The sequence below is a fragment of the Erythrobacter sp. S249 genome (genome assembly GCF_057364975.1).
In genome coordinates this window covers 873,327-899,237 of sequence record NZ_CP200287.1, presented here as the reverse complement: position 1 = coordinate 899,237, position 25,911 = coordinate 873,327, and the positions used below count along the sequence as shown (strand labels likewise).

The window sequence follows — 25,911 nt, the reverse complement described above, 5'->3', positions numbered from 1 at the left end:
GACACAGCATTCGTGCCCAAATACTCGCTGTGCGACTAATTCTCGCAATTGGCCTGCTCAGCGCCCGCGCCGGACCGCATAGATTTGCGCAAACCACTGGAGGTTTGTGATGGCGCAAATTGGCACGAAAATGATCGAGGATGGCCGGACCGCTCGGCAGATATTCGAAGAATTGATGGCCAATCCTGCGCGCAAGAAATTCGGCTTTGGATCAAAGCTGGCGATCGTCAATGTCGATGTCCAGCAAGCTTATACCCGAACCGACATGTTCAAAACCGCCTATGAAACCGATCCGCGTCAGATCGAGTATATCAATACGATATCCAGCCTCGCTCGTGCTGCCAAAATGCCGGTTATCTGGAGCCGCGTTGCTTACAAAAGTGATGCGAGCGATGCGGGTGTTTGGGGCACGCGCACCGATACGGAGGATTCGCTTCAGAACATTCGATATGGCTCGCCCCGGCACGAGTTTGATCCGCGCTGTGACATTGGCAGCGATGATCTTTGCTATACCAAACGGATGCCGAGCGCATTTTTCGAAACGCAGCTGGCCAGCTATCTGACTTGGCACAAGGTCGATACGGTTGTGGTCACCGGCGGGTCCACGTCAGGCTGCGTCAGGGCAACGGCGGTGGATGCGTTAAGCCACGGCTATCGCACCATCGTGCCGATTGAGACATGCGCGGATAAGCATGAGAGCTATCACTTTGCCAATCTCACCGATTTGCAGATCAAATATGCCGATGTGGAGCCGGTTTCTGCTGTGATTGAATGGCTGGAGAGCCATGGATGACCGCGCAGAAGAGCGATCCGGGACTTTATGAATATCAGCCCTATCGCGGGCGTGAAAAACTCGTTTGGCCAGAAGGCAAGACCTGCGCGGTCTGGGTCGCGCCCAATCTGGAATTTTACGAGCTAGACCCGCCAGCCAATCCGCATCGTAAATCGTGGGCCAAACCGCATCCCGATGTGGTGGGGTATAGCCACCGCGATCACGCCAACCGCGTATCGCATTGGCGCATGGCCGAGATGATGAGCCGGCATGGCTTTCCCGGTTCAGTCAGCCTCTCGGTCGCATTGTGTGATCATATCCCAGAAGTTGTTGAGGATGCGCGGGATCGTGGCTGGGAGTTTTTCAGCCACGGCATTTACAACACCCGCTATTCTTACGGCATGGACGAGGCGCAAGAACGCGCGATTATCGAAGATTCCATCGCCACGGTTGAGAAGGCGACGGGGCAACGCATTCGCGGCTGGCTCGCACCAGCTTTGACCCACACACCGCGCACGCTGGACCTGCTTGCGGAATACGGCCTCGATTACACTTGCGACCTCTATCACGATGACCAACCGACGAAGGTGAATGTCGCCAAGGGCAGCCTGACCGCGATCCCTTATTCGCTGGAGGTGAATGATCATTATGGCTTCTTCATCTACAACATGTCGCCGCGAGACTATGCCGAAACCTTGATCCGGCAATATGATCGGCTGGCCGAGGAAGGAGCGGCCTCTGGCACGGTCATGTGCATCCCGCTGCACAGCTATCTGATTGGTCAGCCGCATCGGATCGGCGCGTTTGAGCGGGTGCTTGAACATATCGCGAGCGACGGCAGAGCTTGGATCACCACGGCTGGCGCAATCGTCGATAGCTTTCGGGAGCAGACCGCATGAGCTTGGATCCGGCCTATCTCGAATACCCAAAGCGCCAGCGCGGCATGGATCATGCGCTCTATCCCTACAGCAACATGTTTTCGCGTCCCAAGATTGCCTGGGATGACGGAAAAGACTTGCTGGTCTGGCCGGTGATCAGCCTAGAGTATTTTCCTATGGTGCCCAGCGATGATCCGTTTCGTGCACCTGGCCATATGCAAACGGCTTATCCAGATTATCGGCACTACACTACCCGCGAATATGGCACGCGTATCGGCATTTACAGGCTGCTGGATGCGTTTGAGAAACGCGGCCATGCGGTATCGGTTGCGATGAATTCGGCCATAGCTGGGCGCTATCCGCAGCTTGTGTCTGACATTGTTTCGGGCGGGCACGAGATCATCGCTCACTCGGTCGATATGAACGGCACAATCGCCAGCGGCATGAGTGAGGCGGACGAGCGTGATCTTATCGCGAAGAGCTTTGACCAGATCGAAAGCGCGACGGGAAATCGGCCGGAAGGCTGGCTATCTATTGCCCGCTCGCAAAGCTTCAACACGCCGCGTTTGCTCGCCGAGGCAGGCGCGCGTTTCATGTGCGATTGGGTCAATGACGAGCTGCCCTATCACTTTGAAACCGGTAGCGGCGCGATTGCCAATCTGCCGCTCAATCATGAGCTGTCGGACAGGCAAATCATCAATGTGCAGCAGCATTCGATGGACAGCTATGCTCAGCAAATCGACGATGCGAGCGAGTGGTTGCTTAAAGAAGCGAAGCAGTTTGGCGGGCGTATGCTGCCGCTTCACCTGACGCCCTATATCAGCGGATTGCCGTTTCGAATTGATGCGTTTGAAACACTGATCGACGGGCTGAGTCAGAATCCCGACATCGCGTTCACAACCGGCACCGGGATGCTGGATCAGTGGACGAGAGGTTGATCTCCTCTAGCTGTCGCGAATTTCTTTGCTCACCTGTTCAAGGTCAGGCTCTTGCTTTTGCATAGCCTCCATTGATTGCTGCACGCCGCGCATGACCCTTGCGATATATTCGCGTGTCTTGAGGCCGCGTTCGAAGGCAGCATCGCGATCAGGCGCATAGGTTTCGATGTCCTCGCGGTTGATTGAACCCCTTTCGTCCAGCAGCCTTTCGACCGTGTCGAGCCGTTCGCGAACCACGGAGACCTCAGCCACCAATGCCATCAGGATCGACAACATCCGCTCATTTTCGGGCGCGTCAAAATAAGCGGGCCGTTTGCCCTTCGCCTTTTTGCCGGCAAGTGAAATCCAATCCATCGGGTCTTCGCTCATGGCAGACATACTCCGTTTGATAGGAGTGGGAACTATCCCAAGGGCAGCGAGCCAGATGGCTTGGAGGTCGAAAATATCCGCGCTGCGGCCAAACTGGCTGAATTGTCCGTTTAAGGCCGCAGCTTTGCTTAGCTCTGCCCTCTCAAAAAATGGGAAAAGCGCTATGAAAATCATTGCTCTGTTCAATCTCAAATCCGACGCTGATGTCGCAGCTTATGAAGAGTGGGCGAAGTCAGTCGACATTCCAGGGGTCAACGCTCTTTCATCGGTCGACGGATTTGACGTTTTGCGATCATCCGGCGTTCTGGGCAGCGATGCCAAGCCGAGCTACGAGTACATTGAGATTATCGACGTCAACGACATGGACGCATTTGGCGCGCAAACCTCGACAGAGGCGTTTCAGAAAGTCGCATCAGCGTTTGGAGAATTCGCCGATAACCCTGAGTTCATCCTGACAGAGGCGCTTTAGCCGTGGCACGTTTTGCTGGGAAAACCGTGATTGTCACTGGCTCCGGCCGGCACAAAGGCTTGGGGCAGGGTATCCTTCAAAGATTTGCCGATGAAGGGGCCAATTGCGTGGTCTCCGATATTGGCGCACCGACCGAGCATATGGGCGCAGACCACATTGGCTCGACCGCCGAAATGGAAGAGGTCGCTCAGGAACTGACCGAGCGCGGCGGGCATGCGATGACCATTGCCTGCGATGTTCGCGATGATGATAGCTGTCAGGCTATGGTTGATGCCGCGGTCCAGCACTTTGGCGGTGTTGATGTGATGATCAACAATGCTGGCATTGGCTACATCATGAAATCCCTGCTCGATACCAGTGCGGATGAATGGCGCGCGGTGATCGACGTCAATCTGTCGGGCGCGTTTTACTGCACAAAGGCGGCGGCTCAGCATATGACCAGCGAAGGCAAGGCAGGCCGGATCATCAACATTGCTAGCCAGGCCGCGAAGAGCGGCTTTCCGCATATGATCCCCTATTGCAGCTCCAAACACGGGATGATCGGCCTGACGCGCTCGGCTGCGGTTGAGCTGGCTCCGAAGAAGATCACCGTCAACGCCGTGTGCCCGAACCATGTGACAACCGGCCTGGGCGAGAAACAGAACGCCTATTTCGCGGAGTACAAAGGCTTCGCCAATATCGATGATTATCTCGCCGACATGCGCGCGCGCAATCCGTCGGGACGCACTGGGCTACCCAGCGACATTGCGGCGGCTTGTGCATGGCTGGCCAGTGATGATGCGGCCTATGTCACTGGTGAGGCCATGAATGTCTCTGGCGGTGAAGAGATGCACTAGGAGGGCTTATGGACTTTGTAACGCGAGCCGCAGCAGGCGATGAGGCTGCATTGCAAAGCACGGAGGGTGAGGGTAGCTTTGATCCAATCGAGTGCACCGATGGAGTAGAAGTGGCCGAAGCAAAACTAGATCGCGGAGTGCCCATCAGAGCAATCAGCCGCGGCTTAGCGGTCATTCAGGCGGTCAACCGGATTGGACCCATTTCCATGATGGGAATTTCCCGAGCTGCAGAGATCCCTTATCCGACCGCCTGCCGGATCGTGCAAACGCTGATCCATGAGGGCATGATTGAGCGCGAGCCATCGCGCAAGCGGTACCGAGCGACGGCTCTCGTCCAAACACTGTCGACCGGTTACCAAGCGGAAGACGCCTTGGTCAGTGTTGCCCGTGATCATCTGGTTAACCTCACCGAGCACGTGAATTGGCCTATCTCGCTCGCGACGCGCGTGGGCACCAGCATGATGGTGCGCGATTCCACTCATGGCCAAACCAGCCTTACTTTCACCAATTACTACCCGGGTTACACCTTGCCCATTTCGGAATGCGCATCGGGTAAAGCGTATATCGCGCATTGCGAAGAAGCGGAGCTGGATGCGATCGTTGAAGGTTGGCGCATGACTGAGAACGACACTTCCCGCGTCGGGCTCGTCATGGTCGGCGATAATGCGGTTCTCAAAGATATACGGGCAAAGGGTTTTGCAGTTCACAATCGCAACACCTACACCGCCGATGCAGGCAAAACCTCGTCTATTGCAGTGCCGATTTTTTGGGGCGGCAATGGCGACATCGTGGGCACGCTAACGCTAATCTACTTTGCGTCTGCCATGACGAATGTTGAAGTTGCCGAACGCTATCTGGCTGATTTGGAAGAAACCGCGATCAACATTGGTCAGGAACTTGCAGAGGTCGAGGGCGGCAAAGTTTAGCTGGCTCACGCTTGGCCAAAGCGTTCTTGCAGCTCTTCTATCCTATCCTTGCCCATCAAAGTGTTCATGTCGCTGAATGCGAACCAGCCTTCACCGCTGGGGTTTGCGTCATCTTGGCTCAGGTCTGCAAAGAATTTGTCTGCCGCCGCAGATGCGCTGAGCGGTGCGCCGGCGGGATAGATGACAACGGACACACCCAGCGCTTCGTATTCCGAGGGCCTCAGGATCGGTGTCTTTCCGCCATGCGCCGCATTGATCATCAGCGGCAGATCGAGACTTTGCGCTGCGCGGGCAATGTCTTCCTCGCTTTTGGGAGCTTCAAGAAACAACCAATCCGCGCCTGCGTCAGCGTACGCGTTCAGCCTGTCCAATGCTGCATCCAAGCCCTCCGCGCCGATGGCATCCGTGCGCGCAATGATCACCATATCGCCGTCTTCGCGGGCTTCCACAGCGAGCTTGATCCGCGCGCACATCTCCGCGGCCGGAACGACAGGCACACCGCCAAAATGGCCGCATTTCTTCGGGAAAGGCTGATCTTCTAGCTGGATCGCGGCAATCCCTGCGCGCTGATAACCCCTCACGCAATGATCGAGGCTGGCCAAGCTGCCAAATCCGGTATCAGCATCCGCGATGATTGGCGCTGTGCTTTTCTCGGCCAAGCGGGCAAACGGGGTAATGAAATCGCGATATCCGGCAATGCTAAGATCCGGCTCGCCCAATGTCGCTGCTGCGTTCCAATAGCCTGAGGCATAATGCGCGGCGAAGCCGTGCCGATTGGCCAGCAAGAGCGACATTATGTCATAGACCCCGGGCGCGGCCACGATTTTGTCAGAAAGCGCGCGCTCGCGAAGGATTGCCCCGTTCATTTCCTTGCCTTTGCCAGCATCAGAACTCTTCCAAAAGTCGCCCGAAGCCGGCGATCCTATCGTCAAAGCCGTTTTGCCTCAGCGCATTCCAATAGGTCGCGGTGTTGATCGCGATCACAGGCTTGCCCAGATACAGTTCAGCTGCAGCGGCCAGCCGCGTCATGGACAGGTTCGTGCCGACCTGAACCAGCGCATCAATATCATCGCCATCCAATGCCTTGAGCTGATCGCGAAGGGTTGCCGTGCTGACTTGCGCAATGCTTGTCCAGCTCGGGCAGCGCAGGCAGATATCGCGGACCACTTCAATGCCGTGATCGGCCATGAAATGTGCCACTTGCGCATTGGCCGAGGGGTAATACGGCGACAGCACTGCAATGCGTTTGATCCCGCCATAGGCGCTAAACGCCTCAATCAGTGATTGGGAGCCGGTGCACAATTTGAGGCCAGCTTCGCTCTCGATATTCTCGCGCCATTTCTGTGCGCCACCTGCACCGCCGTAAAAGGTAACGGCAGACATGCCCATGACCAGAAAATCGGGGTTGCACGTGAGTACCCCGCGAACCGCATCCAGGGTGTTGCGCGAAATTTCCAATGTCCCGGCCATAAAGCTCTCATCAGAGATCGCCTGCGCATCATCGACGACAATTCGGCTGTAATGGTTGGTGACGCCTACTGGGCGCATATCGTCAAAATCAGGTTGGACGATCGTGTTTGTTGACGGGCCAAGTACACCGAACAGGGCCCTATGCCCTTGCGCATCAGGGTTTGGCCGTGGTCTCAGCGGCATCTCACGCAATCGCCTTTTGCTTTTCGAGGCTTTCGATCATCGACTGCCGCAACAGGTAGGAACGCCGCAGCTCTGTATCGGACCGATTGCGCTCCATCTCCGACTTGCGCCGCTGGTGTTCTGTATCATCGCCTTGCGCCAGATATTCCATGTTGCGGATCGTTTGCGCCTGGATGAAATCATGGGTGGTTTTGTAGCGCTGGCGCTCAAACTTGCCGAGCAATGCGTCCGCATCCGACCCCTTATAAATGCGTTCCATCTTCTCGCACAGATTGATTGCATCATGGATGCCGCTGTTCATGCCAAATCCGCCGATCGGATTGTTCAAATGGGCCGCATCACCGATAATGATCACACGGTCATGCACGAACTTTTTGGCAACACGTTGATGCACACGGTAAATTGTCCGATGCTTGGTTTCGACGCTGGCGCCGTTGCCGATAAGGCGATCAAATACGTCAGTTTTATAGGTGTCTGACGTCAGGAAATCGTCGCCTTGATTTTCCGTCGTAGGAACAAGCACACGCCACAATTTGGGTACCCGCAAAAGCACCATCCACTCTTCTGGATCAGATACATAATTGACATAGCTGAGGTTAGGGATCGTCTCCTCAATCGGCTCTTCTGTGCTGAAGCAGAGGAACTTTTCTGGGTAGGTGAAGCCGATGAATTCCGTCTCCAACCACTTGCGGATAATGCTGTTCGAGCCGTCTGCGCCAATTAGATAGTCGGCATCAATCCGAACGATTGATTCTGGCGTCTCGGCATAAACTTCAACGCCCCGGCTATGCTGGTGAAACCCAACAACGCGGTGATTGAACAGAACCTGCGCCCGCTCATTGTGTTCCAGCGCTGAGGATAACATCGAGGAGAGATGATATTGTTCGCATTGGATGCGAAACGGAAACTTTGTGACATCAGAAATTTCGCCTAAATCGAAATCAATCACATCTCCGGTCTTGCGTTCGCGGAAGTGAAACACAGGCGCTTTTAGGCCCTGTTCGATTAGCCTGTCTGTGATGCCCAGCTCGTCGAGCATCTCCAATGTTGGCGGGTGAAAGGTCGATGCGCGCAGATCCTGAGCGTTGCTGTTGCCCGCTTCGAGGAGAACAACATCAATGCCTTTTTCAGCCAGGTAATAGGCGGTCACCGCGCCTACCGGGCCAGCTCCCGCAATCACAACTTTGGTCTTCAATTGCTTCATTCCAAGCTGCCCTAAAACTCAACCTATTGAGCAATCTATGGGCATTTCACTCAGAAATGTGTGGCGCCTCGCGCTATTATTCGCAGTGCGGCTACCGAAGCTACAGAGCTGACAGCAAGGCGTTGACGATTATTGCGTCGTCATAGCCGAAATTGACCATCCCCGTTCTGACCACAGTCAATGATGCGGAAGGCACAACGTACACTCTTTGCCCGCCAAACCCGTCGAAGAAGATCACATCATCGGCCAGATATGGCTCTGACTGAGCAACAGCGGCTGCAGGAGATGGATTGTATTGGCGCATCGCCTTCCACTCTTTGCCCAGCCATATGTGCGCGGCATAATTCGGATTGGTGGGCGAGGGGGGCAGTATTTCGGCTATGCTCTTGGCCGAAATGATCTGTTTGCCGCCTGCTGTGCCTTGCTGGCGAAGCATCTCGCCAACGCGTGCCCAGTCGCGGCCTGTGGCAAACATGCCTGAGAAATAGTGCGGTGAGCCGCCTGTGCGGTCGAGCCACATTTTCGCTGGGCCATTGCCCAAGGCGCACCAGATACGGCTCTGAAAATAGTCGAGATAGCTCGTCTTGCCAGCCTTTTTCAACGCATTGTCGAGCGCATAACCAGCGATCTGGCTGTTCGAGTTGAGATACCAGAATTGCTGCCCGGGCGGGTTTTCCGCCTGTGTGGCCAAGGCGACAGCATTGATATCATCGCCCCACAAAAGAGCCACGCTGTCCGGGCTACCAAAGGGGGCGGGTTTGTGTCCGCTGGCCATTTGCAACAGGTTGCGGAAGGATATGGTTCCGCGAGCGTCCCCGGCCCATTCGGGAATGTATGGCCCGACAGGCTCATCCAACGAGCCGATCACCCCATCATCCAAAGCGGCCGCAAACGTCAGAGCCAACAAGGATTTCTGCATTGAATAGCTATCGGTAAGGCCATCCGGAGTCAGCCCATTGTCATAGCTTTCGTGGACGATCTTGCCGTCGATCATTACCAGCAGACTGGTGCCATTGGCGGTGTCGGAATAGCTTTTTGCTTTGCCAATGGCGGTGTGGAGAGCACTTCCCTGCGCTGGAATATCGCGAGGTAATGAGGCCGCCGAACAGCCGGCAATGTCTGCGGTGAATTCAAACCGGTCGACATCAAGAACAGTCGTACCCATCATGCTCTGGGCATAGGCCGCAGCATCGCGTTTGGCCGGAGCCTCTGTGACGGTTGCTGGCGCGACTGGCTCCAGGCCTTCGCCGGTTGAGCAGGCGCTTATGAACAGCGCCGCCGTCAAAACTGCCAAACGTTTCGTCATTTCCAAGCTCCAAAAGCATGCCAAGCTGGTGCACGGCCATGGTCTTCGGTTTCACCATCAGTGGCTGTTGCCGGGAATACGCTTTGATCGACTTCGGCCTTCACATGGGTTTCAAACAGAGCGTCTCGGTCAAAACCAGCTTCGACCATCACTTCATTTAGGTCGATCGCGTGCATGGATGACCAGAACGGTTCGTTGTTGTTGAAGGCGTCCCAATCGCGGATGAATTGCTCGTAGAGCGGCATATCGTCGGTGTAGGCGGGCTGTTCCAGATGGAACATCACCCCGCCTTTTGCCAGCGTCCGGTATCCCTCTTTGATGATTGCGGGTAGGGCGGTGCCGCTGGTTTCGTGCAGAAACATGGTCGTCTGCACCCAGTCGAAATATCCGTCCTCAAACCGCGAAAGATCCTCTGCGTTGTGTTGGAGGAATGTGATATTCTCAGCGCCCAAGGCCTTGGCACGGGCATGGCCATAACGCAGCACCGGCGCAGCCGTATCAATTGCAATGATTTCCGTATCGGGGAATGCCAGCGCGAGCGGGACGATATTGTGCCCGATGGTGCAGCCAATATCGAGAATGCGGCGCGGGGTCCAACCGGGCTTTTCCTGCTTGATCCATTTGACCAAAGCCTGACCGCCGCCATCAGACAGCGCACCGATTGAGCCCGCCGTGGTTGCGAAAATTCCGCAATCGTAATTGGCACCGGCTGAAATATCGCCGGGGCATTCCTCGCCGTGATAACTGCCCGGCATACAGTGAATATCGACTGCAGCTTGGTAACGCGGTATCTCTACACTCTCGTCGAGAACTAGCCGATTGCTGCCTGCGTTCAGGACCTCGGTCTTCTCGATCAAACTATCGAGCTGGCGCAAGACCATCATGCGCCCTTGATGCTGGCGGTATTCCATCGAATTGCGTTTGAGCGCCGACCAGAATTGGTGCCACGGATTGCGGTTCATCGCCTTGCGAATTTCAAACCGGTCTTTTGGTTCGCGGCCATGCTCCTTTATGAAAGCAGGCAGGACCTGCGTATCATAAGCGCGCTTGTTCCCTGGCCCCAATTCGCTCGCCATATAGCGATTGAAATTGGCCAAGAAATTGAAACGCGCAGCATCATCATGGCCCGGTTTTGGGAACACATCATGCTGAGCAACGGCATTGTAGGGCGGGGCAACATCTTCACGCTTCATGGTCAGGTTCCCGTTGGTTCTAAGCCTGCGGGGGGCTGGTCTAACTCGGCATCTTTACTGGTGCGAGTGCTGTCCCAGACTGGATATCGCCCTAGAGTCAGCAAGATCAGACCGCCAAAGGCGAACAGGCCCATCGCCCAGGTCAATACAAGATCATAATTGCCGGTGGAATCTCTGACTGTTCCGTACATCGTTGCGGACAAGGCGGAAAAGACGCCGAATGGCAGAAACAGAAATCCGTAGATCTTGCCGTAATTCTTTACGCCAAAATAGCGGCTGGCCATATAGGCGATCATGTCGCTTTCTGCGCCTGCGGCAAAGCCCATCAAATAGCCCGCGACAAACACTAGCCAGGTCGGAGTGTCCGAACCGATCAGGAAATAACAGGCGATTACCGGCATGGCCAAAACTGGCGCAGCGACACCGGGCGCCCAGAATTTGTCAAACAGCAATCCAACGATCACGCGGCCCGACAAAATGCCGATTGCCACCACACCCATAATGGTTGCGGCGGAACCTGAGGTGAAGCCATGCGGCATGACCATCTGGACCATGTGAATATGCGCCCCGCCATAAGCGAGCGCGATGCAGGCGATGGAAACGAACATCACCCAAAACTTGTAACCGGTGACCGCCTCGCGCAGTGTCATGCCCGGCAAATTGCCCTGCGTTGCGTTGTTTCCAACCGGGCGTTCATCGGGATCTGGGTCGCGAAACATTAGCATCGCGATGGGGAAACCCACGAACAAGGGTAGAGCGGCGAGGACTAGAAATACCGTCCGCCAATCAGACATTTCGAGCACAGCATTGGCGATCTGCGGCACTATGAAACCGGCGATGCTGGTCCCGACCAAGAGGATGCCCAGAGCCAGCCCGCGATGTTCATAAAACCACAGGTTGATTGTGCGGCTCCAAGTGACGGGAGACGAGCCGATCCCGACCATCCCTATGATCGCCCAGAACAGATAGAATGCGGATAATTCCCCCGGTACAAAGGCCATCGAACCAAACGCAAAGCCGAACAAAAGCAGTGATGTTAGCGCAACGCGCTTGGTCCCGAAATTGTCAGCGAGCGCGCCTACAGCCGGTGCAAAGATGCATCCCACAATGCCGTAGATCGTGATGCCGATGCTAATTTCCAGAAAGGACCAGCCCATCGCATAATTGATCGGCCCGATCACAATCGGCAGCGTGTTGAACGGCAGCGGGGAGGTGCCGGTGGAGACGCCAATCATCCCTGAAAATAAGCTTTTCCAACCTTTGGCAAACTCGCTTTGCTTCGTCTGGTTCATGGAGCGGGTACTTCCTCGACGGCATCGCCCATCGTTTCTTTTTTGAGAATATTGATGAGCGCAGCGCGCCGTTCGGGGTCTTGTTCATTGCCGCTGGAGACGACCATGGTTGTCCCAGGTGCGAAGGCATCAGGGTCTGCGATCAGCTTGTCCATCAGCTCATCGTCCCACACTGTCCCTTCCTTGCCGTGGGCAGCAAAACCTTCGGTATATGCAAAGCCGGGCACGGTGCCGACTTCCCGCCCAAAAATGCCATAAAGGTTAGGGCCCGCCTTGTGCTCGCCGCCTTTATTCATCGTGTGGCAGAAGGTGCACCATTTGTAGTTTTCGGCGCGCACATCGCGTTCAAGCGCAGTCTCCGGCGTGACTTGCACGGTGATGGCTGCGGTCTGCTCGGGTCCAGTTCCGACTTCGCCCATTTCGATCGGGCTGACGCGGAAGAGTTGGTAAGGCCCGTACAATCCAATGGCGGCTACAAGCGTCGCGCAACTAAGCGTGGCTATGCCCATTCCCGCTGCGCCTTTGAAAATTCCGCTGGTCCGGCTTGGCTGCCGCTTGAGCAATCGCGCAAGGCCCCAAAGAACAGCACAAAATACAAGGAAGGTAGCCACTGCGCCCGGCCCAGGTTCGGGGCTTTCGAAAGTCGCATTGGCATAAACGATGCTCGCCGCATTCAAGAACACCAAAAGGCCAAACCCAAGCGGGAATGCTGCGAATAGGCCCTGCCCATATCGCATCAGGAAATACAGACCGGTTAGCAGCGCCACCAAAGTCAGTGCCACTATTGAGAAACCAATGGCCGCGTGAAAATACCCGGTGAACAACCAGATCGTACGGTCTTTGCCGATAAGGCTTGGCAGGTCGAATAAGCCGAACAGGTGCAGCTCAAGACCGCTAGACCAGCCGCTCAGCATTCCCAAGAACCACGGCAAACAAAGGATGGAAGCGGTTGTGAAGGCAAGCGCGAAAGCCCAGCGATTGGCGAGCGCGGACATGTCCTGATTGATGGGCTTCTTGCGGTTTTTCCAAAGCCGGATCACCACCCAAATGCTCAAAATGGTGACAAGCGTGCCGATCGAATAATGCCAGCCGCGATAGAATTCGCGCAGCGGGGTCGCCTTGTCCGCCCTTGGCATCAGTGTGGTCGTAATACTCAGTGCAAAGAACGAGAATGCCCATGCGTAGCCTAGCCAGCTCTGGGGCATTGTTTTTGAGAGATCACCCTCACTCTGCTCTGCGGCCAAATTTTGATCGGACATTGAACTTTTCCCATGAGCGCTAAGCTCTGTTTGACGGCAAGAAACGACACCAAAGTTTAGCGGCTAACCAGATTCCAGTCGGCAATTGACCGCCACGCGGTTAGAATTGACCGTTCATAGTGTCGAAGGCGAACGGTAAACCTAGCAAATAAGGTGTGAGTCGAAACGTTCTTGGCGGGCGCTCACAGGAACTTTGGCGACAGATTTTGCGATGAGGAGAATTGAGTTGGCGCAGTTTGTTTCGGGACAGGCAAAACACGATATGCTTGTTGTCGGCAATCACGATGACCTTGCAAAGCAAGAATTCGCGATGAGCCTCAAGCGCTTTACCCAAGATCGCCTGTTGCCGGGGCTCGGCCCTGTGTTTGAGGGTCGAGTATCGAGAGCTTATAAGAAAAAGCACGGGCAAGAGCCGGCTGACCGTCATCAAATCCGCGAAGGCATGGTCGCTGATCCCTATTTTCAGACTTATGCGCTTACCAATCGTGTGGCGCAGGAGATGATCTGGTCGTCCGTTCAAGCGCCGATTGAGCGTGATCTCGATGCGATGAACGCGGCGGCGGCCAAACTTTCTGACGCCAACAAGGCGCCGGTGGAGACCTCATCCGAGTTTGAAGTCCCGCGCTATGTCAGCGCGATTGATATTCACTGTATGCCAGGCGGCTATTCGATCGAAGAAAGTCAGCAGGATGTGGCTGCTGGCGCGCTCTATGATCGCGGCGTCTATCTCTATTCGATGGGCATGATGGGGCCGGATAATGACGGCATGGGCCGCTCCGTCTGCCAATATGTCGAGAGGCAATTGGACGGTTTTACGCCTACCAGTATTCTCGATATGGGCTGCACCGTCGGCCATTCGACGCTGCCGTTTAAAGAAGTGTTCCCCGATGCCGATGTGACGGGCATTGATGTAGGTGGGCCGTGCATTCGCTATGCTCATGCCCGCGCCGCCGCCAAGGGTTTGGACGTCGGATTTATGCAGCGCGATGCGTCGCAAACAGGCTTTGAGGATGAGAGCTTCGACCTGATCGTCAGCCATATCCTGCTGCACGAGACAAGCGGCAAGGCGATGCCGCAAATATTCGAGGAATGTTACCGGCTGCTCAAGCCGGGCGGGTATATGATCCATGCCGATTTGCCGCCCTTCCTCAAAATGGGTGCGTTCAACCAGTTCATTTTGGACAATGAGACTTATTACAACAACGAACCATTCTGGGGCGCGATGCGCGATTTGGATCAAGAGCAAATGGCCGCTGATGCTGGCTTTGCCAAAGAGACGGTGCGCTTCGACACAGCTCCCTTCTTCATCCCCGAAGGCTTCGCACCTGAACCGGAACCTGAGCCCGAAGCAGAGCAGGAATTCGTTGCAGGTGAATTTGCCCCCGGCGCTGGCTGGGAAGTCCTGATCGCAAGGAAGGATTGAGCATGGACGCTGAAACACCCGCATCACGCCTACCACGCTTTTCAAAAGGCAGGCGCCCTGAATTTTACGCCGAAGAGGGTTTGGACGAGGCCATGTCCATGATCCTGACCCTGGCGGGCGAGTTTAACGCCATGCGCGATCGGCTCGACACGATTGAGCGGATCGCTGAGCAGAAAGGCATTATTCTCTCTGAAGAGATCGAAGGTTTCGTCGCCGATGAGGAATGCCAAGCAGGCCGGGCCGCGCGGCGCGATGAATTCTTGCAGTCGCTTTATTACGTGGCGCTCAAGCGCGCCGAAGAACAGGCGTTGCAGCAGAGCCATGATGGCTATCTCTCAACATTGGACAACATCGCCAAGGGCAACGTGTAAACGCGAGGCGTTCAAAAGGATTTTGACTATGCAGGCTTTGTATCGTTTGGCTCTCGCCACCAGCGGCGCGGCTTTGATGGCGGGCTGTTCTGTATCGGACGGCCAGCAAGGCATCGCTTCGTGGAGCGAGCGGCCTGCATCGTCTGAGGTTCTCTATCAGCAGCGATTGGAAACCATTCAAGGTCGCGGGCGAGCGGTATACGATATTCTGGCCGATATTCCCGGCGCTGATCCTGCCAATGCCAAGCTGACCTTGGCCGCCAATGGCTCGATTGATGCCGCGGCCATTGATGCAGCGGCGCAATATGCCTCGGATGCGGCCAGCTCTGCACTGCTTGTCTGGCATAAGGGTGAACTGGTGGCCGAACGTTATTTCGGTGATGCCGCCGCTGATACACAGCTCAATTCCAAATCGCTTTCAAAGCCGCTGACGGCTGTCGCCGTGGGCCGGGCAATGGCGCTGGGCCATATCGACAGCCTCGATCAACCAATTGCCGATTTTGTAAGCGAATGGGAGGGTACGCCTAAAGCGGCGATGACCATCCGCCACGCGCTGACCATGCATTCCGGCATGCTCGAACAGGGCTTCGATATGAGCTTCGACAGCCCATTTCCGCGCGCCTATCTCGACCCGTATCACGGCCAGTATATTGTCGATGAATATCCGCTCACCGATACGCCGGGTTCGCGTTTTGCCTATGCCAATGCAGCCAGCGATCTGATCGCGCTATTGATCGAGCGGGCAACGGGCCGCGAATATGAAGAGTTTATCGGCAATGAGATTTTCCGGCCCATTGGCGCGCCAGGCGGCAAGGTCTGGATCAACCGCGAGGGCGGTCTCGCGCATTCGGGCTGTTGTATGGAATTGCCCGCGCAAACATGGCTGAAGGTTGCGGCGCTGTTGGTGAACGACGGCGTGACAGGCGGGAGGCGTTTGTTGCCTGATGGCTTTGTCGATCAGATCCGTCAGCCATCGCCCGACAATCCGCACTATGGTCTCGGCGTGTGGCTGGGCAGCCCGTATCTGGAAAAGCGCGGATTTCTGGGTACGAAGAGTAATCCCACCGGGGTTTATCACAGCGAGCCTTATCTGGCCGATGACGTCTTCCTGTTTGATGGAAACGGCAATCAGGTCGCCTATCTGGTGCCGTCGGAAGAGCTCGTGATCCTGCGGATGGGGGGGAACCCACCAAAGGGATTCACATGGGACAATGCCGCATTGGCCAACATGATCTTGCGCGGGATAAAGCGATAGGATTTCGGCGGGGCGCCGTTTTATCCGCCAGTCGATAAGAACGCCGATTTGCCCGCTCTTGGAGTGATATAGGTCCTATTAACTTGGGCTATGAGCAAGGTCCAAAAACCGGCAGAATTGATCGACCGATCGGGCGGCAAAATGACCGAACGCTTGGTTGACCGCATCTTGGGGTCGAGCCCGGCGGACCTTCCCCCTGAAGCGCTCAAATTCGCCAAGACATTTCTGGCCGACAGCCTGACAACAGGCGTTGGCGGGATAACCAATCCGGGCAGCCGAAAAGTGTTGGCGGCAGCGCGCAAATGGGACCGGGGTAGCAAGGGTATGTGCCAGATTCTTGGCCGGCCTGGGGTTGCTTTGTCGCCTCATTCCGCAGCAGTGGTGAACGGATTTCAGATCCATTGTCTGGAATGGGATGCGCTGCATGAGCCGTCTGTCGTTATCGCCTTGTGCACCCCCGTTGCCGCGATTTTGAGCGAAGGGCAGGCGGAAAAGCGCAAGCTTGATGATTGCCTATTTGCTCTGACAATTGCGGTCGAAGTGGCCGTGATGTTCGGCGCTGCGGCCAAAGATCACCCTCGCTTCTTTCGCCCTTCCACCGCTGGCCTAATGGGCGCAGCGGTTGCCATCGGATTGCTGAGGGGATTTGACCGCGAGACAATGATCCGTTTGCTGGGGCTGGCCTACAGCCAAGTGTCGGGAACGATGCAGGCGCATTGGGAGGGTTCCGAAGCGTTGCCGATGCAAATTGGCATTGCTGCACGCGCGGCTTTAACCGCTGCCGATCTGGCGGAAGCCGGGCTGACCGGCCCGAAAGATATCATCGATGGTAAGTTTGGCTATTTCACATTGGTTGAGGCTGGCGGAGACTTTGAGGCCGCGCTGGAGCATTATGCGAAGCCGTGGAAAATCACTGAGGTCGCCCACAAACCGTTTCCGGCTGGCCGCGCCACGCAGGCTACGCTCACTGCGATTATGGACCTGCAAAAGCAGGCCTCGTTTTCAATGGGCGATGTTGTCTCGCTGACCGCGCATGTTCCCTCGCTTATCCTGTTGCTGGTAGGGCGCCCATATTCTGCGGAGATGGAAGGGGCCTATGCGCGGCTGTGTTTGCAATGCGTGGCGCCCATGATGATCCGGCGCGGGACGATTGATCCGGGACTGTTCAGGGGGCGGTATTTCGCCGAAGCCCAAGCCATCGAAGATGCGCAAAAGGTTCATGTCATCTTGGATGATAACCCCGATCCCAATGCGCTGGGCCCGCAAACCATAGTTATCGAGCTCAAGGATGGACGCGTGCTTGAGACACAGATTGATGCGCCGTTTGGTTCACCATCAAGGCCGCTTGTGCGCGAAGATGAGATTGAAAAGGCGCGGCTTAGCTTTGCAGCTGCGCGTTTCGCGTCCGAACCATCCGCCGTGTTTGAGGCGATGGATACCAGCGGCGAGGAGACATTGCTCGCTGACATTGTGCGGTTGGTCACTCGGCCAGAGGAGGCAGAGCCATGTCTTTGACAAGAGAGCAAGTTTTGGCAGCAGGGATCGACAATTTCTTCCTGAAATTGAACGCGCATGATCTAGATGGAGTGATGGCCGGGATCGCGGAGGATTGTGAAATGCGCATCCCGTCCAGCAACTTCACCTATACGGGCAAGCAGGCGCTACGCGATCATCTGCACGATTTTATAACGAGCTTTCCGGTAATCAATTTCCGGGACTTTATCCCGGTTGCCGATACCGAAGCACGAAGACTGGCGGTGCGGTTCAACATCTCTTTGATCGAGGAGGACGGAACCGAAACGCATATGTCCAACTGCAACTTTTTTGAAATTGATGAGCATGGCCAGTTGGCCGACATCCTCATCTACGCATCGGCCCCTTTGAGCAAAGGCTTCGAAGTCGGCTCCAGCACTTGATTACGAATTGAATAGCAAAGGAAACGCTCATGGTAGAAATGACTCCCATTCGCAAAAATATGCCATTGCTGGCTAAAGCTGAAGGCGTCTGGGAAGGCGTCTACCGCTATTACGACGCAGAGACGGGGGAAAAGGTCGACGAGCACAAATCGCGCTTGCTCTGCCGTTTGCCTGATGACGCAAAACCGGCTGACTACCATCAAACCAACCACTATTATTGGGCAGACGGCCGGCATGAAGCGCGCGACTTTCCTGCAAGCTATCGGGATGGCCGAATTTGGTGGGACAATGAGCATATCAAGGGGTCTTGCGGGGCAATGTTGCCCGATGACAATGATCTGAGCATGTGCCTGAACTGGGTCCGAAAGGGCGAGCCTGGCGTCTATCTCTATGAGTTTATCCAGGTCGATAAGGAAAACAAACACAAGTCCCGCACCTGGCAGTGGTTCCGTGACGGGAAATGCTACATGCGAACCCTCATCGACGAGGTTTTTGTGACGCGCGATTGGCAGAATTGGGAAAACTTTGACCCGCCAACCTCTTGATTTTATTGAGATGGCAAAAAAACTATCCGCTTGCCGGATAAAACAGAACTGGTGCGACAGACTTTCGCAAGCGCACTGTTAGCCTGCTCGCGCAACATACAAATGCTAAGGCAGACGGGGGAACTCATGAACTCGAAGACAAAAGCACTCGCCACTACAAGTCTTGCAGCTGCAATTCTTGTCCCAGCGTTTCCAGTCATGGCTCAGGAGGCTGAGGCCGAGGCAGAAGTGAGCTCTAACGTCATCATTGTGACGGCGCGTAAAGTTGAAGAGAGCATCCAGGATGTCCCGGCATCGGTCACTGCCTTTTCGGCTCAGGATCTTGAGGAGCGAAACATCACGCAGCTAGAGGATGTTGCGCTGCAAACGCCGGGTTTGGTGTTTGAGGATTTCTCGAACGGTGGTTTCGCTTCGCCCACAATCCGCGGCACCACGCAGTTCTCGGTTGCTTCGCTTGAGCAGAACGTCGCGATCTTCCTCGATGGGGTCAATATTCCGCGAAACTACGCCTTTGATGTGGCGGCGACGGACTTTTCCCGAATTGAGGTGGTCAAAGGCCCGCAAAGCGCGCTTTATGGTGCCAACGCCTTCTCTGGTGTGATCAACTATGTGACCAATGAGCGCAGCCTTTCTGAGCTGTCTGTTGGCGGTTCGATTGGCCTGTCGGAAAATGGCGGCCTGGATCTCAATGCAAATTTCTCTGCACCAGTTGTTGATGACCGACTCTCTGTCCGGTTGGCTCTGGGTTATGCGGAGTTTGACGGTGATTTTGACAACGCCCATCCGCTCGCATCGGCCGGAACCAATCCTGGTACGGATGAAGATATTGGGGGCTACGAAAAAGAGTCAATCATTGTTGGGGCCAGTTTTGCTCCGGTTGACACCTTGAAATTCGACTTCGACTACTATCGTTTCGAGACGCAAAGCGAGCAGCGTGCCGGTTACAGGCTTGCTCGCGGTGTTGACACGAATTGCAGCACCGCAACAGTGTTTTTCCAACCCGTGAACCAGTTGTTCTGCGGAGAATTGCCTGCAACCCCTGCGCCCAATCCAAGCGGTGTTGATGGCATTCTGGTTGACCCGCGCAGCTATGGATTGACCGCAGAAACTGAATTGATCCGCGTTGCTGCGGAATGGGAGATCACGGACCAGTTCTCAGCAAGTTACCTTTACGGTGATTTTAGCGGGAATGTCTTTTCGGCTGGTAACTCGGATCGCGATCCGATCGCGGGCACGGCCCTATTCGGGCAGGTTGGCAATGTCTTCACCTTTTTACCCGTTGGCGAATTTGATTATGAAACCCATGAGTTCGCGCTGGAATACACCGCAGACAATGGCATCTACCTTAAGCTAGGCGGTTTTCTACAGGACGGCGATGATCTCGAGCAGGTTGCCTTTGGCTTTGTGCCGCTAGGCGGCACGGACCCAATTACCGATTTCCCAGCCGGCGTCACGCCAACAGATTCGCTTACTCAGACCGAGAAAACAGCCATCTTTGGCCGAGTGGAAATTCCGTTGCTGGATGAGCAGCTGAACTTCAACTTGGAGGCGCGTTATACGGATGAAGAGATATCGCTGACAGACTCGGGCTTGGGCGGCACATTCACGCGCCCAGACGACTATTTCACCGGCCGTGTCAGCGTTGATTACAGCTTCTCAGACAATCACTTGATTTATGCGTCCGCCGCGCGCGGGATCAAATCCGGAGGTATTAATTCGTCTACTTTTGCTGATCTCATTGCGGAGGAACGCTTCTTCGGCCGAGAGTCTAACTGGACCTATGAAGTGGGCATCAAGAATACGCTGTTTAATGGTGCTGCAACGCTGAACGCCGCGGCCTTCTATATCGATTGGCAAAACCTTCAGATTTCGCGCACGCCAACTGGCGGACCAGTCAATTCCACAACGATTATCGACAATCTCGCCGCAGCGACTTCGAAGGGTCTGGAACTCGATACGGCTTGGGAATTGACCGACGGCATTACTCTCAATGCTGGTCTTGCTTACATCGACGCAACTTATAGCGAAGGCACGGTTTCGGCCACAATTCTCGCCGGTGGCTCGTTTACCGCCCTGCCGTTTGAGAACCCGCAGCTGTGCGATGATGTGGTGTGCAATTCCAACGGTGATATTGGCGGAAACGATCTTCAGCGCACGTCGGATATTCAATGGAATATTGGCCTATCGGGCGAAACTGCTGTTACTGACGCGCTGGAGATATTTGGCCGGGTGGATGTTGCCGGACAATCCGATCAATTCGTATCAGAGATCAACACGGCAACGATCGAGGCCAGAACGCTGGTCAACGCTCGTGCGGGCATCCGCGGTAATAGCTGGACGGCCTCGATTTGGGCAACCAACCTGTTCGACGAAGTGTATGTGGCGAATGCGTTCTTCATCGCTAACCGTTTCCAGGTCGATTATGTACCGACCTTGGGCAACCGCCGCCGTGTTGGCGTAACATTGTCGTTCGATTACTAAGAACCTCTCTCCTGGAGCCACAAATTATGAACCGCAGAGAATTTGTTACAACTGGAGCTGCCAGTACTGCGGCTTTGGTGCTGACGGTAGGATGTGCCAATGCGCAAACTCCTGCATCGGCCAGTGCCTCGGCTTCAGGCTCCATAGACAAAGGCCTGAAGGGCGACTTCCTCGATTTGACCACGCCGCGCGGCAACCGCGACGCTTTGGCCCGGATTATGGGCAATGTGGATATGAAGTCTACGAAAGTCGGCTGGTATTCCGGCATCGTCCAGGGCGTGCGTCCAGGCGAGGCTGTGCGGGATTTGATGGGCTTTACCGGATTTTCTTGCACGAAGCTCCTCCCCTCGCTGGAGGGCAAGGATCCCGGTTATCGTAAAGTCCTGCGTGAAGTTGGTTATTACACCGATCTCAAAACTGGCGAAATCATGGATACGTGGTTCAACCCCTACCTCGAAGAAGAGGTGAAGGTTGTTCATATCGCCAACGATCCGTTCAATTTTGAGCTGACCGACTACATTCCGTTGCCGCCCAATTATGGCGGTTTGAACGGCGGCGCGCCGCCCAAAATCCCGCTTCAGCTGAATTGGGAACGCAAAGGCGATTTCCTCGGATTGGCTCAGCGGATCAATCTGTTTTACCCGTCCGCTCTCCAGCCGGACAAATGGCCACGTGAAAGCGGCAGCCGGTTCAACCGCGTGACAGAGAATTTTCTCTATCAGATGGACTGGAACGAAATGCAGAACCCGAATGGAACTGTCATCAAGACGACCGGTTCTTGGAACCGGGTTACGCCTTGGTTCCCATGGATGCTCATGGGCCCAAGCGACGGACACATTATCTACAACTGCTTTATGGGGTCGGGCGATACGCTAGATCTCGCTGACCAGGTTGCATTGGATTACGCCGAGGCAAACCATCCCAAATATCTGAAAGCCCCGGATGTGTGGGAAGAACCATCACTCTCTTCGCTAGAATGGTATGCGCGTGAGCAACAACCAGCGCCGCTGCCCGCTGATGGCAAGATACCCGTCGCAGCGCCAGCTAAGCCGCCTTTCTAACTGCTTGTTACGTCGGCCTTAAATGGGGCGTCCTCAGTGCCCATAGCCGCAATTAGAGAGACGATGAAAAGGGGCGTTCACCTTTGTGCGCGGGTTCAAACCGCTCGGTTGATCAGTGTTTCGAGGTATTCCTGACGCCCGGAGGTTGGAGCGGGATTGAACTCAGCCTTTACCGCGTGATCTGCCACCTCGGCCAAGCTCATTTCGCCGCTCATGATCTGGCTGCCAATGCCGGCCTTCCAACCTGAATAGCGGTTTGCAACGAAGCTATCGAGCTCGCCGTCTTCGATGATCTTTGCCGCTGCCAGCAGCGATTGGGCAAGCACGTCGACCCCGCCGATATGCGCGTAGAAAAGGTCTACTGCGTCGACCGATTGTCGCCTGACCTTCGCGTCGAAATTGAAACCGCCTGTTTCAAAGCCGCCGCCCTTCAGCAGGTGATACATCGCCAATGTCATCTCGGGCACATTGTTTGGGAATTGGTCTGTGTCCCAACCATTTTGTGGGTCGCCGCGATTGATATCGACTGAGCCCATAATGCCGTAAGCGTTGGCGGTCGCAATCTCATGCTCGAAGCTGTTTCCAGCCAGCGTAGCATGATTGCCCTCGATATTGACCTTTATCTCGTCTTCCAACCCGTAATGTTTGAGGAAGCCATAGACCGTTGCGGTGTCGCGGTCATATTGGTGCTTGGTTGGCTCGTGCGGTTTTGGCTCGATCAGGATCGTGCCTTTGAAACCGATCTTGTGTTTGTGCTCAACCACCATGTTCATAAAGCGGCCAAGCTGATCGAGCTCTTGCCCGATGTCGGTGTTGAGGATCGTGTCATAGCCCTCGCGCCCGCCCCACAGGACATAGTTTGCGCCGCCTAGCCGGTTGGTGACCTCAAGCATGGAGCGGACCTGATGCGCGGCCCAGCCAAACACGTCCGGATTTGGATTGGTCGCACCGCCAGCGGCATAGCGCGGGTGGCTGAAGAGGTTCGCGGTGCCCCACAAAAGCTGCGTCCCGGTCTCCTCGATTTTGCCCGCCATTTTGTCGGCGATGGCGTCCAGCTCCCGGGTGTAGCTGGCTAGGCTGTCGTGATCTGCCATCGCATCGACATCGTGGAAGCAATAGAAGGGCGCGCCCAGTTTTGCGAACATGTCGAATGCCGCATCGAGTTTGATCTGCGCCAGTTCCGCTGTCACTGGCTCGCCGGGTTTCCATGGCCGGTCAAACGTTCCTGCACCAAAGATGTCGTGTCCCGGCCATGCGAAGCTGTGCCAATAGCAGACCGCCCAGCGCAGATGCTCGCGCATGGACTTGCCCAGCACCTGAGCATCTGCGTCGTAGTAGCGATAGGCCAGCGGGTTGCGTGTGTTTGCGCCTTCAAAAGGCACGGTTGGAAGGTCGGCGAAATAGCCCATCAGATGTCTCCAAAACTGGATTTGAGAGTGGGGTAGAGCGAGCGAAATAGACGCTGCCTCTTTCCCGAATGAGGTTGCGGTGAATATTGCGCCTGCACCGGCGGCTGAGTGCAGACCTCAGCGACCGGTTCTTTGGTGATTGTGAGGCGAGCAAGGCGGGCTGCGCCGCTTGCTGGGCCAACACTCGATCCGTCCCGGTAAGTGAGCGGAGTTTGCAAGATATCGGCCAAAAGCTGCGCCCAAAAAGATGACCGCGCGCCGCCGCCGATCACAGACATTTCTGCTGGAGGAGAGGGCATGGCTTTGAGGCCATCGCTCAGGCCAAAGGCGACGCCTTCGAGAACCGATCTGATCAGTTCCGCCGGTCCGGTTTCGTGGGTGAGGTTGAAGAAAACGCCTTTGGCTGCAGGGTCATTGTGCGGCGTTCGTTCGCCAGAAAGATAGGGGAGGAACAGGGGGAGCTGGTCTTGAGCGACTGTGCTTGCCTCTGCTGCTTTCAGCGCACTTTCGACATCGCGAAACTGGGTGAGCCGCGCCGCCCAATCGAGACATGCCGCTGCCGATAACATCACGGTCATCGTGTGCCAGCGGCCGGGCAGCGCATGGCAAAAGGCGTGCAGGCCGCTTGAAGGATTGGGCTCAAATTTCGCGCTGGCGGCGAAAATCACGCCTGATGTACCGAGGCTAAGAAACGCATCGCCCGGCTCGGTTACGCCGGCTCCAACAGCGCCCGCTGCTTGGTCGCCGCCGCCGCCAGCCACTGGCACGCGGGGCAGGCCAAGTTCGTCGGCGACTTCTTGGCTCAGTCTGCCCGAAATTGCATCGCCCTCGATAAGGTCCGGCATGTGGCTTTCGCTAAGGCCGGTCGCTTCAAGCATGTCGGGCGACCAACGGCGGCTTCCGACATCCAGCCACAATGTGCCCGATGCATCAGACATCTCGGTCGCCCTCTCGCCAGTCAACAAGAGGCGTAGGTAGTCCTTCGGCAACAGGACTGTCTCGGTTTGCTCAAAGATCGCTGGCTCGTTCGCGCGCAGCCATGCGAGCTTAGGGGCGGTAAACCCGGGCATTGCGAGGTTGCCCGTGTGCTCTTGAGCGAGCGCATCAAGATCGCCGCATTGAGCCGCGCTGCGCCCATCATTCCACAAAATGGCTGGGCGGATCACCTTGTCATTTTTGTCGAGCAGAACTGCGCCGTGCATTTGCCCAGACAGGCCAATCCCGCGAACTTGGCTGCGTAAAGCGCCAGGCAATCCGCCAATCGCGATCTTTGCCGCTTCCCACCAATCATCGGGGTTTTGTTCGGACCACAGAGCTTGCGGGCGCTGGACCGTTAAAGGCGCCGTATTTTGGGCCAAGACTGCGCCGCTATGATCGACGATCACGGTCTTTACGCCCGAGGTGCCCAGATCAATGCCAAGCCACATCAGGTCGTCTCCTCTAAGGCAAAGCGGCACTCAATTTCCATGCGTTCGCCAGGTTGAAGCATCTTAAGGCCTGTCTCATCATGGCTGAGGCTGCTGTTTACCGCATCGGGAATGTGGCTGACGGGTTCGACGCAAAAGAAGTCTTTCCCGTCCGGGCAATAGACATGCGTGAAGGGCAAATTTGCTGACGGGCGCATTGTCAGCCTGTGGGTAGGCCAAGAGATCTCAATCGGCGCACTCCGTCCAGTGTAGCAATTGTCCACCGGAGGACCTGTGAACCACTTGGGCCGACGCGAGAATGTGCGGTGCGACTTGGGCAGTCGGTCTGGCCCATTCTCCCATACGCCATTAACATTCGCATTGAGCTGAGCGCCTTCTCTCGGGAAGTATGGGTGCAGGCCAAGTCCAGCGGGCATCGGTGTGTTGGCCAAGTTGGTGACGTCCATTTTTTGACAGTACCCATCGGATTGAGCCGTAATTTCTTGCCGTGCCTCAAAGCTCCATGGCCAAACTGCGCCGTCATGATGCAGCGTAAGAACAGCACTGCTGGAAGAGCTTTGTGTGACCGCCCACGGGCTGACCCAGCCAAGACCGTGGAGGGCATGGACCGGTTCAGCGCTTTTGTGCAGTAGCGGGAATGAACTGGTCCCCGAGCCGATCGGGACTTGGCCGTGCGCGATCCTGTTGCAGAAGGGAACCAATGGAAAGCTTGCGAGCGCGAGCGGATCGGTGCCACCGGTGTAGGGCCTGAAGACATCATGCCCCTGCCACGTGAACGCGGCAATTCCTCCGCCGAGCCAAGGCGACAGGCTGAGCTGGGTCGCTCCGCAAGTCAGCTCTAACAATTGCATGGCGACCTGCCTTTTGACCGTGTCGTTTCCCTCTCAGTTAGGTCACCGATGCCGACAGGAAGAACCAACGCTTTTGC

25 protein-coding genes are annotated in these 25,911 nt (G+C 55.9%); 14 read left to right on the top strand and 11 right to left on the bottom strand.

Annotated features, from left to right (window positions below):
* Positions 1-109 precede the first annotated feature (109 nt).
* From AC0V6V_RS04340 to AC0V6V_RS04330, 3 genes are read left to right on the top strand one after another with little or no spacing between them, the layout of a single operon-like run.
* Positions 110-793, top strand: coding sequence for an isochorismatase family protein (locus AC0V6V_RS04340; protein ID WP_486164217.1), 684 nt, complete (start codon positions 110-112; stop codon positions 791-793).
* Positions 790-1,671: a polysaccharide deacetylase family protein gene (locus tag AC0V6V_RS04335; RefSeq protein ID WP_486164216.1), complete on the top strand. Its 882-nt coding sequence runs from the start codon at positions 790-792 to the stop codon at positions 1,669-1,671. The genes AC0V6V_RS04340 and AC0V6V_RS04335 overlap by 4 nt, the downstream gene beginning before the upstream one ends.
* Positions 1,668-2,588 carry a polysaccharide deacetylase family protein gene (locus AC0V6V_RS04330; protein ID WP_486164215.1) on the top strand — a complete coding sequence of 307 codons (921 nt, stop codon included), beginning with the start codon at positions 1,668-1,670 and terminating at the stop codon, positions 2,586-2,588. The genes AC0V6V_RS04335 and AC0V6V_RS04330 overlap by 4 nt, the downstream gene beginning before the upstream one ends.
* A gap of 6 nt (positions 2,589-2,594) precedes the next feature.
* On the opposite strand, the gene AC0V6V_RS04325 is transcribed toward AC0V6V_RS04330, so the two are convergent.
* Positions 2,595-2,957, bottom strand: coding sequence for a hypothetical protein (locus tag AC0V6V_RS04325; protein ID WP_486164214.1), 363 nt, complete (start codon positions 2,955-2,957; stop codon positions 2,595-2,597).
* Between the two features lie 163 nt (positions 2,958-3,120).
* Between AC0V6V_RS04325 and AC0V6V_RS04320 the strand changes: the two genes are divergently transcribed.
* Genes AC0V6V_RS04320 through AC0V6V_RS04310 form a run of 3 tightly spaced genes read left to right on the top strand, consistent with a single transcriptional unit; the run spans position 3,121 to position 5,188 of the window.
* Positions 3,121-3,426 (top strand): REDY-like protein HapK, encoded by a 306-nt coding sequence (locus tag AC0V6V_RS04320; protein WP_486138410.1) that lies wholly within the window; start codon positions 3,121-3,123, stop codon positions 3,424-3,426.
* 2 nt (positions 3,427-3,428) lie between these two features.
* Positions 3,429-4,262, top strand: a complete 834-nt coding sequence (locus AC0V6V_RS04315; protein WP_486164213.1) for an SDR family NAD(P)-dependent oxidoreductase — start codon at positions 3,429-3,431, stop codon at positions 4,260-4,262.
* Between the two features lie 8 nt (positions 4,263-4,270).
* On the top strand, positions 4,271-5,188 hold the full coding sequence (locus AC0V6V_RS04310) for an IclR family transcriptional regulator domain-containing protein (protein ID WP_486164212.1): 918 nt from the start codon (positions 4,271-4,273) through the stop codon (positions 5,186-5,188).
* Between the two features lie 5 nt (positions 5,189-5,193).
* Here the strand turns inward: AC0V6V_RS04310 and AC0V6V_RS04305 are convergent, their stop codons facing one another.
* The 7 genes from AC0V6V_RS04305 to AC0V6V_RS04275 form a co-directional block, all read right to left on the bottom strand.
* The gene (locus AC0V6V_RS04305) at positions 5,194-6,054 is read right to left on the bottom strand and encodes an isocitrate lyase/PEP mutase family protein (protein ID WP_486164211.1); all 861 of its coding nucleotides are present in this window, start codon (positions 6,052-6,054) and stop codon (positions 5,194-5,196) included.
* A gap of 19 nt (positions 6,055-6,073) precedes the next feature.
* On the bottom strand, positions 6,074-6,841 hold the full coding sequence (locus tag AC0V6V_RS04300; protein WP_486164210.1) for a maleate cis-trans isomerase family protein: 768 nt from the start codon (positions 6,839-6,841) through the stop codon (positions 6,074-6,076).
* Position 6,842: 1 nt separating this feature from the next.
* The gene (locus AC0V6V_RS04295; protein WP_486164209.1) at positions 6,843-8,045 is read right to left on the bottom strand and encodes an FAD-dependent oxidoreductase; all 1,203 of its coding nucleotides are present in this window, start codon (positions 8,043-8,045) and stop codon (positions 6,843-6,845) included.
* A gap of 100 nt (positions 8,046-8,145) precedes the next feature.
* Entirely contained in the window at positions 8,146-9,351 is a 1,206-nt protein-coding gene (locus tag AC0V6V_RS04290) for a serine hydrolase domain-containing protein (RefSeq protein ID WP_486164208.1), read from the bottom strand.
* Positions 9,348-10,544: a class I SAM-dependent methyltransferase gene (locus tag AC0V6V_RS04285; RefSeq protein WP_486164207.1), complete on the bottom strand. Its 1,197-nt coding sequence runs from the start codon at positions 10,542-10,544 to the stop codon at positions 9,348-9,350. The genes AC0V6V_RS04290 and AC0V6V_RS04285 overlap by 4 nt, the downstream gene beginning before the upstream one ends.
* Before the next feature lie 2 nt (positions 10,545-10,546).
* Complete coding sequence (locus AC0V6V_RS04280) at positions 10,547-11,836, bottom strand: MFS transporter (protein ID WP_486164206.1); 1,290 nt, start codon at positions 11,834-11,836, stop codon at positions 10,547-10,549.
* Positions 11,833-13,095 carry a hypothetical protein gene (locus AC0V6V_RS04275; RefSeq protein ID WP_486164205.1) on the bottom strand — a complete coding sequence of 421 codons (1,263 nt, stop codon included), beginning with the start codon at positions 13,093-13,095 and terminating at the stop codon, positions 11,833-11,835. Before AC0V6V_RS04275 ends, AC0V6V_RS04280 begins: the two co-directional genes overlap by 4 nt.
* A gap of 226 nt (positions 13,096-13,321) precedes the next feature.
* Here AC0V6V_RS04275 and AC0V6V_RS04270 point away from each other — a divergent pair, with 226 nt between their 5' ends.
* The 8 genes from AC0V6V_RS04270 (at position 13,322) to AC0V6V_RS04235 (ending at position 22,147) form a co-directional block, all read left to right on the top strand.
* Positions 13,322-14,518, top strand: coding sequence for a class I SAM-dependent methyltransferase (locus AC0V6V_RS04270; RefSeq protein WP_486164204.1), 1,197 nt, complete (start codon positions 13,322-13,324; stop codon positions 14,516-14,518).
* A 2-nt stretch (positions 14,519-14,520) separates the two neighbouring features.
* Positions 14,521-14,889, top strand: coding sequence for a hypothetical protein (locus tag AC0V6V_RS04265; RefSeq protein ID WP_486164203.1), 369 nt, complete (start codon positions 14,521-14,523; stop codon positions 14,887-14,889).
* Between the two features lie 28 nt (positions 14,890-14,917).
* Positions 14,918-16,144, top strand: coding sequence for a serine hydrolase domain-containing protein (locus AC0V6V_RS04260; protein WP_486166216.1), 1,227 nt, complete (start codon positions 14,918-14,920; stop codon positions 16,142-16,144).
* A 90-nt stretch (positions 16,145-16,234) separates the two neighbouring features.
* Positions 16,235-17,659: an MmgE/PrpD family protein gene (locus AC0V6V_RS04255; RefSeq protein WP_486164201.1), complete on the top strand. Its 1,425-nt coding sequence runs from the start codon at positions 16,235-16,237 to the stop codon at positions 17,657-17,659.
* A complete protein-coding gene (locus AC0V6V_RS04250; RefSeq protein WP_486164200.1) occupies positions 17,650-18,060 on the top strand; it encodes a nuclear transport factor 2 family protein in 411 nt (136 codons plus the stop codon). The genes AC0V6V_RS04255 and AC0V6V_RS04250 overlap by 10 nt, the downstream gene beginning before the upstream one ends.
* A 29-nt stretch (positions 18,061-18,089) precedes the next feature.
* The gene (locus AC0V6V_RS04245; RefSeq protein ID WP_486164199.1) at positions 18,090-18,605 is read left to right on the top strand and encodes a DUF3598 domain-containing protein; all 516 of its coding nucleotides are present in this window, start codon (positions 18,090-18,092) and stop codon (positions 18,603-18,605) included.
* Positions 18,606-18,731: 126 nt separating this feature from the next.
* On the top strand, positions 18,732-21,086 hold the full coding sequence (locus AC0V6V_RS04240; protein WP_486166215.1) for a TonB-dependent receptor: 2,355 nt from the start codon (positions 18,732-18,734) through the stop codon (positions 21,084-21,086).
* A gap of 26 nt (positions 21,087-21,112) precedes the next feature.
* Positions 21,113-22,147 carry a DUF1838 family protein gene (locus AC0V6V_RS04235; RefSeq protein WP_486164197.1) on the top strand — a complete coding sequence of 345 codons (1,035 nt, stop codon included), beginning with the start codon at positions 21,113-21,115 and terminating at the stop codon, positions 22,145-22,147.
* 95 nt (positions 22,148-22,242) lie between these two features.
* On the opposite strand, the gene xylA is transcribed toward AC0V6V_RS04235, so the two are convergent.
* Genes xylA through AC0V6V_RS04220 form a run of 3 tightly spaced genes read right to left on the bottom strand, consistent with a single transcriptional unit; the run spans position 22,243 to position 25,834 of the window.
* Positions 22,243-23,556, bottom strand: a complete 1,314-nt coding sequence (gene xylA / locus AC0V6V_RS04230) for a xylose isomerase (protein WP_486164196.1) — start codon at positions 23,554-23,556, stop codon at positions 22,243-22,245.
* On the bottom strand, positions 23,556-24,983 hold the full coding sequence (xylB, locus tag AC0V6V_RS04225; RefSeq protein ID WP_486164195.1) for a xylulokinase: 1,428 nt from the start codon (positions 24,981-24,983) through the stop codon (positions 23,556-23,558). Before xylB ends, xylA begins: the two co-directional genes overlap by 1 nt.
* Complete coding sequence (locus AC0V6V_RS04220; protein ID WP_486164194.1) at positions 24,983-25,834, bottom strand: aldose 1-epimerase; 852 nt, start codon at positions 25,832-25,834, stop codon at positions 24,983-24,985. The genes xylB and AC0V6V_RS04220 overlap by 1 nt, the downstream gene beginning before the upstream one ends.
* Between the last annotated feature and the right edge of the window lie 77 nt (positions 25,835-25,911).

What these genes read in the sequence shown, in the direction of transcription:
- AC0V6V_RS04255 (WP_486164201.1), top strand. Translation starts at nt 16,235, where the DNA reads ATGAGCAAGGTCCAAAAACCGGCAGAATTGATCGACCGATCGGGCGGC.
- AC0V6V_RS04340 (WP_486164217.1), top strand. Translation starts at nt 110, where the DNA reads ATGGCGCAAATTGGCACGAAAATGATCGAGGATGGCCGGACCGCTCGG.
- xylA (WP_486164196.1), bottom strand. Translation starts at nt 23,556, where the DNA reads ATGGGCTATTTCGCCGACCTTCCAACCGTGCCTTTTGAAGGCGCAAAC.
- AC0V6V_RS04290 (WP_486164208.1), bottom strand. Translation starts at nt 9,351, where the DNA reads ATGACGAAACGTTTGGCAGTTTTGACGGCGGCGCTGTTCATAAGCGCC.
- AC0V6V_RS04295 (WP_486164209.1), bottom strand. Translation starts at nt 8,045, where the DNA reads ATGAAGCAATTGAAGACCAAAGTTGTGATTGCGGGAGCTGGCCCGGTA.
- AC0V6V_RS04245 (WP_486164199.1), top strand. Translation starts at nt 18,090, where the DNA reads ATGGTAGAAATGACTCCCATTCGCAAAAATATGCCATTGCTGGCTAAA.
- AC0V6V_RS04260 (WP_486166216.1), top strand. Translation starts at nt 14,918, where the DNA reads ATGCAGGCTTTGTATCGTTTGGCTCTCGCCACCAGCGGCGCGGCTTTG.
- AC0V6V_RS04280 (WP_486164206.1), bottom strand. Translation starts at nt 11,836, where the DNA reads ATGAACCAGACGAAGCAAAGCGAGTTTGCCAAAGGTTGGAAAAGCTTA.
- AC0V6V_RS04240 (WP_486166215.1), top strand. Translation starts at nt 18,732, where the DNA reads ATGAACTCGAAGACAAAAGCACTCGCCACTACAAGTCTTGCAGCTGCA.
- AC0V6V_RS04275 (WP_486164205.1), bottom strand. Translation starts at nt 13,095, where the DNA reads ATGTCCGATCAAAATTTGGCCGCAGAGCAGAGTGAGGGTGATCTCTCA.
- AC0V6V_RS04335 (WP_486164216.1), top strand. Translation starts at nt 790, where the DNA reads ATGACCGCGCAGAAGAGCGATCCGGGACTTTATGAATATCAGCCCTAT.
- AC0V6V_RS04325 (WP_486164214.1), bottom strand. Translation starts at nt 2,957, where the DNA reads ATGAGCGAAGACCCGATGGATTGGATTTCACTTGCCGGCAAAAAGGCG.
- AC0V6V_RS04330 (WP_486164215.1), top strand. Translation starts at nt 1,668, where the DNA reads ATGAGCTTGGATCCGGCCTATCTCGAATACCCAAAGCGCCAGCGCGGC.
- xylB (WP_486164195.1), bottom strand. Translation starts at nt 24,983, where the DNA reads ATGTGGCTTGGCATTGATCTGGGCACCTCGGGCGTAAAGACCGTGATC.
- AC0V6V_RS04250 (WP_486164200.1), top strand. Translation starts at nt 17,650, where the DNA reads ATGTCTTTGACAAGAGAGCAAGTTTTGGCAGCAGGGATCGACAATTTC.
- AC0V6V_RS04220 (WP_486164194.1), bottom strand. Translation starts at nt 25,834, where the DNA reads ATGCAATTGTTAGAGCTGACTTGCGGAGCGACCCAGCTCAGCCTGTCG.
- AC0V6V_RS04305 (WP_486164211.1), bottom strand. Translation starts at nt 6,054, where the DNA reads ATGAACGGGGCAATCCTTCGCGAGCGCGCGCTTTCTGACAAAATCGTG.
- AC0V6V_RS04320 (WP_486138410.1), top strand. Translation starts at nt 3,121, where the DNA reads ATGAAAATCATTGCTCTGTTCAATCTCAAATCCGACGCTGATGTCGCA.
- AC0V6V_RS04235 (WP_486164197.1), top strand. Translation starts at nt 21,113, where the DNA reads ATGAACCGCAGAGAATTTGTTACAACTGGAGCTGCCAGTACTGCGGCT.
- AC0V6V_RS04265 (WP_486164203.1), top strand. Translation starts at nt 14,521, where the DNA reads ATGGACGCTGAAACACCCGCATCACGCCTACCACGCTTTTCAAAAGGC.
- AC0V6V_RS04300 (WP_486164210.1), bottom strand. Translation starts at nt 6,841, where the DNA reads ATGCCGCTGAGACCACGGCCAAACCCTGATGCGCAAGGGCATAGGGCC.
- AC0V6V_RS04285 (WP_486164207.1), bottom strand. Translation starts at nt 10,544, where the DNA reads ATGAAGCGTGAAGATGTTGCCCCGCCCTACAATGCCGTTGCTCAGCAT.
- AC0V6V_RS04310 (WP_486164212.1), top strand. Translation starts at nt 4,271, where the DNA reads ATGGACTTTGTAACGCGAGCCGCAGCAGGCGATGAGGCTGCATTGCAA.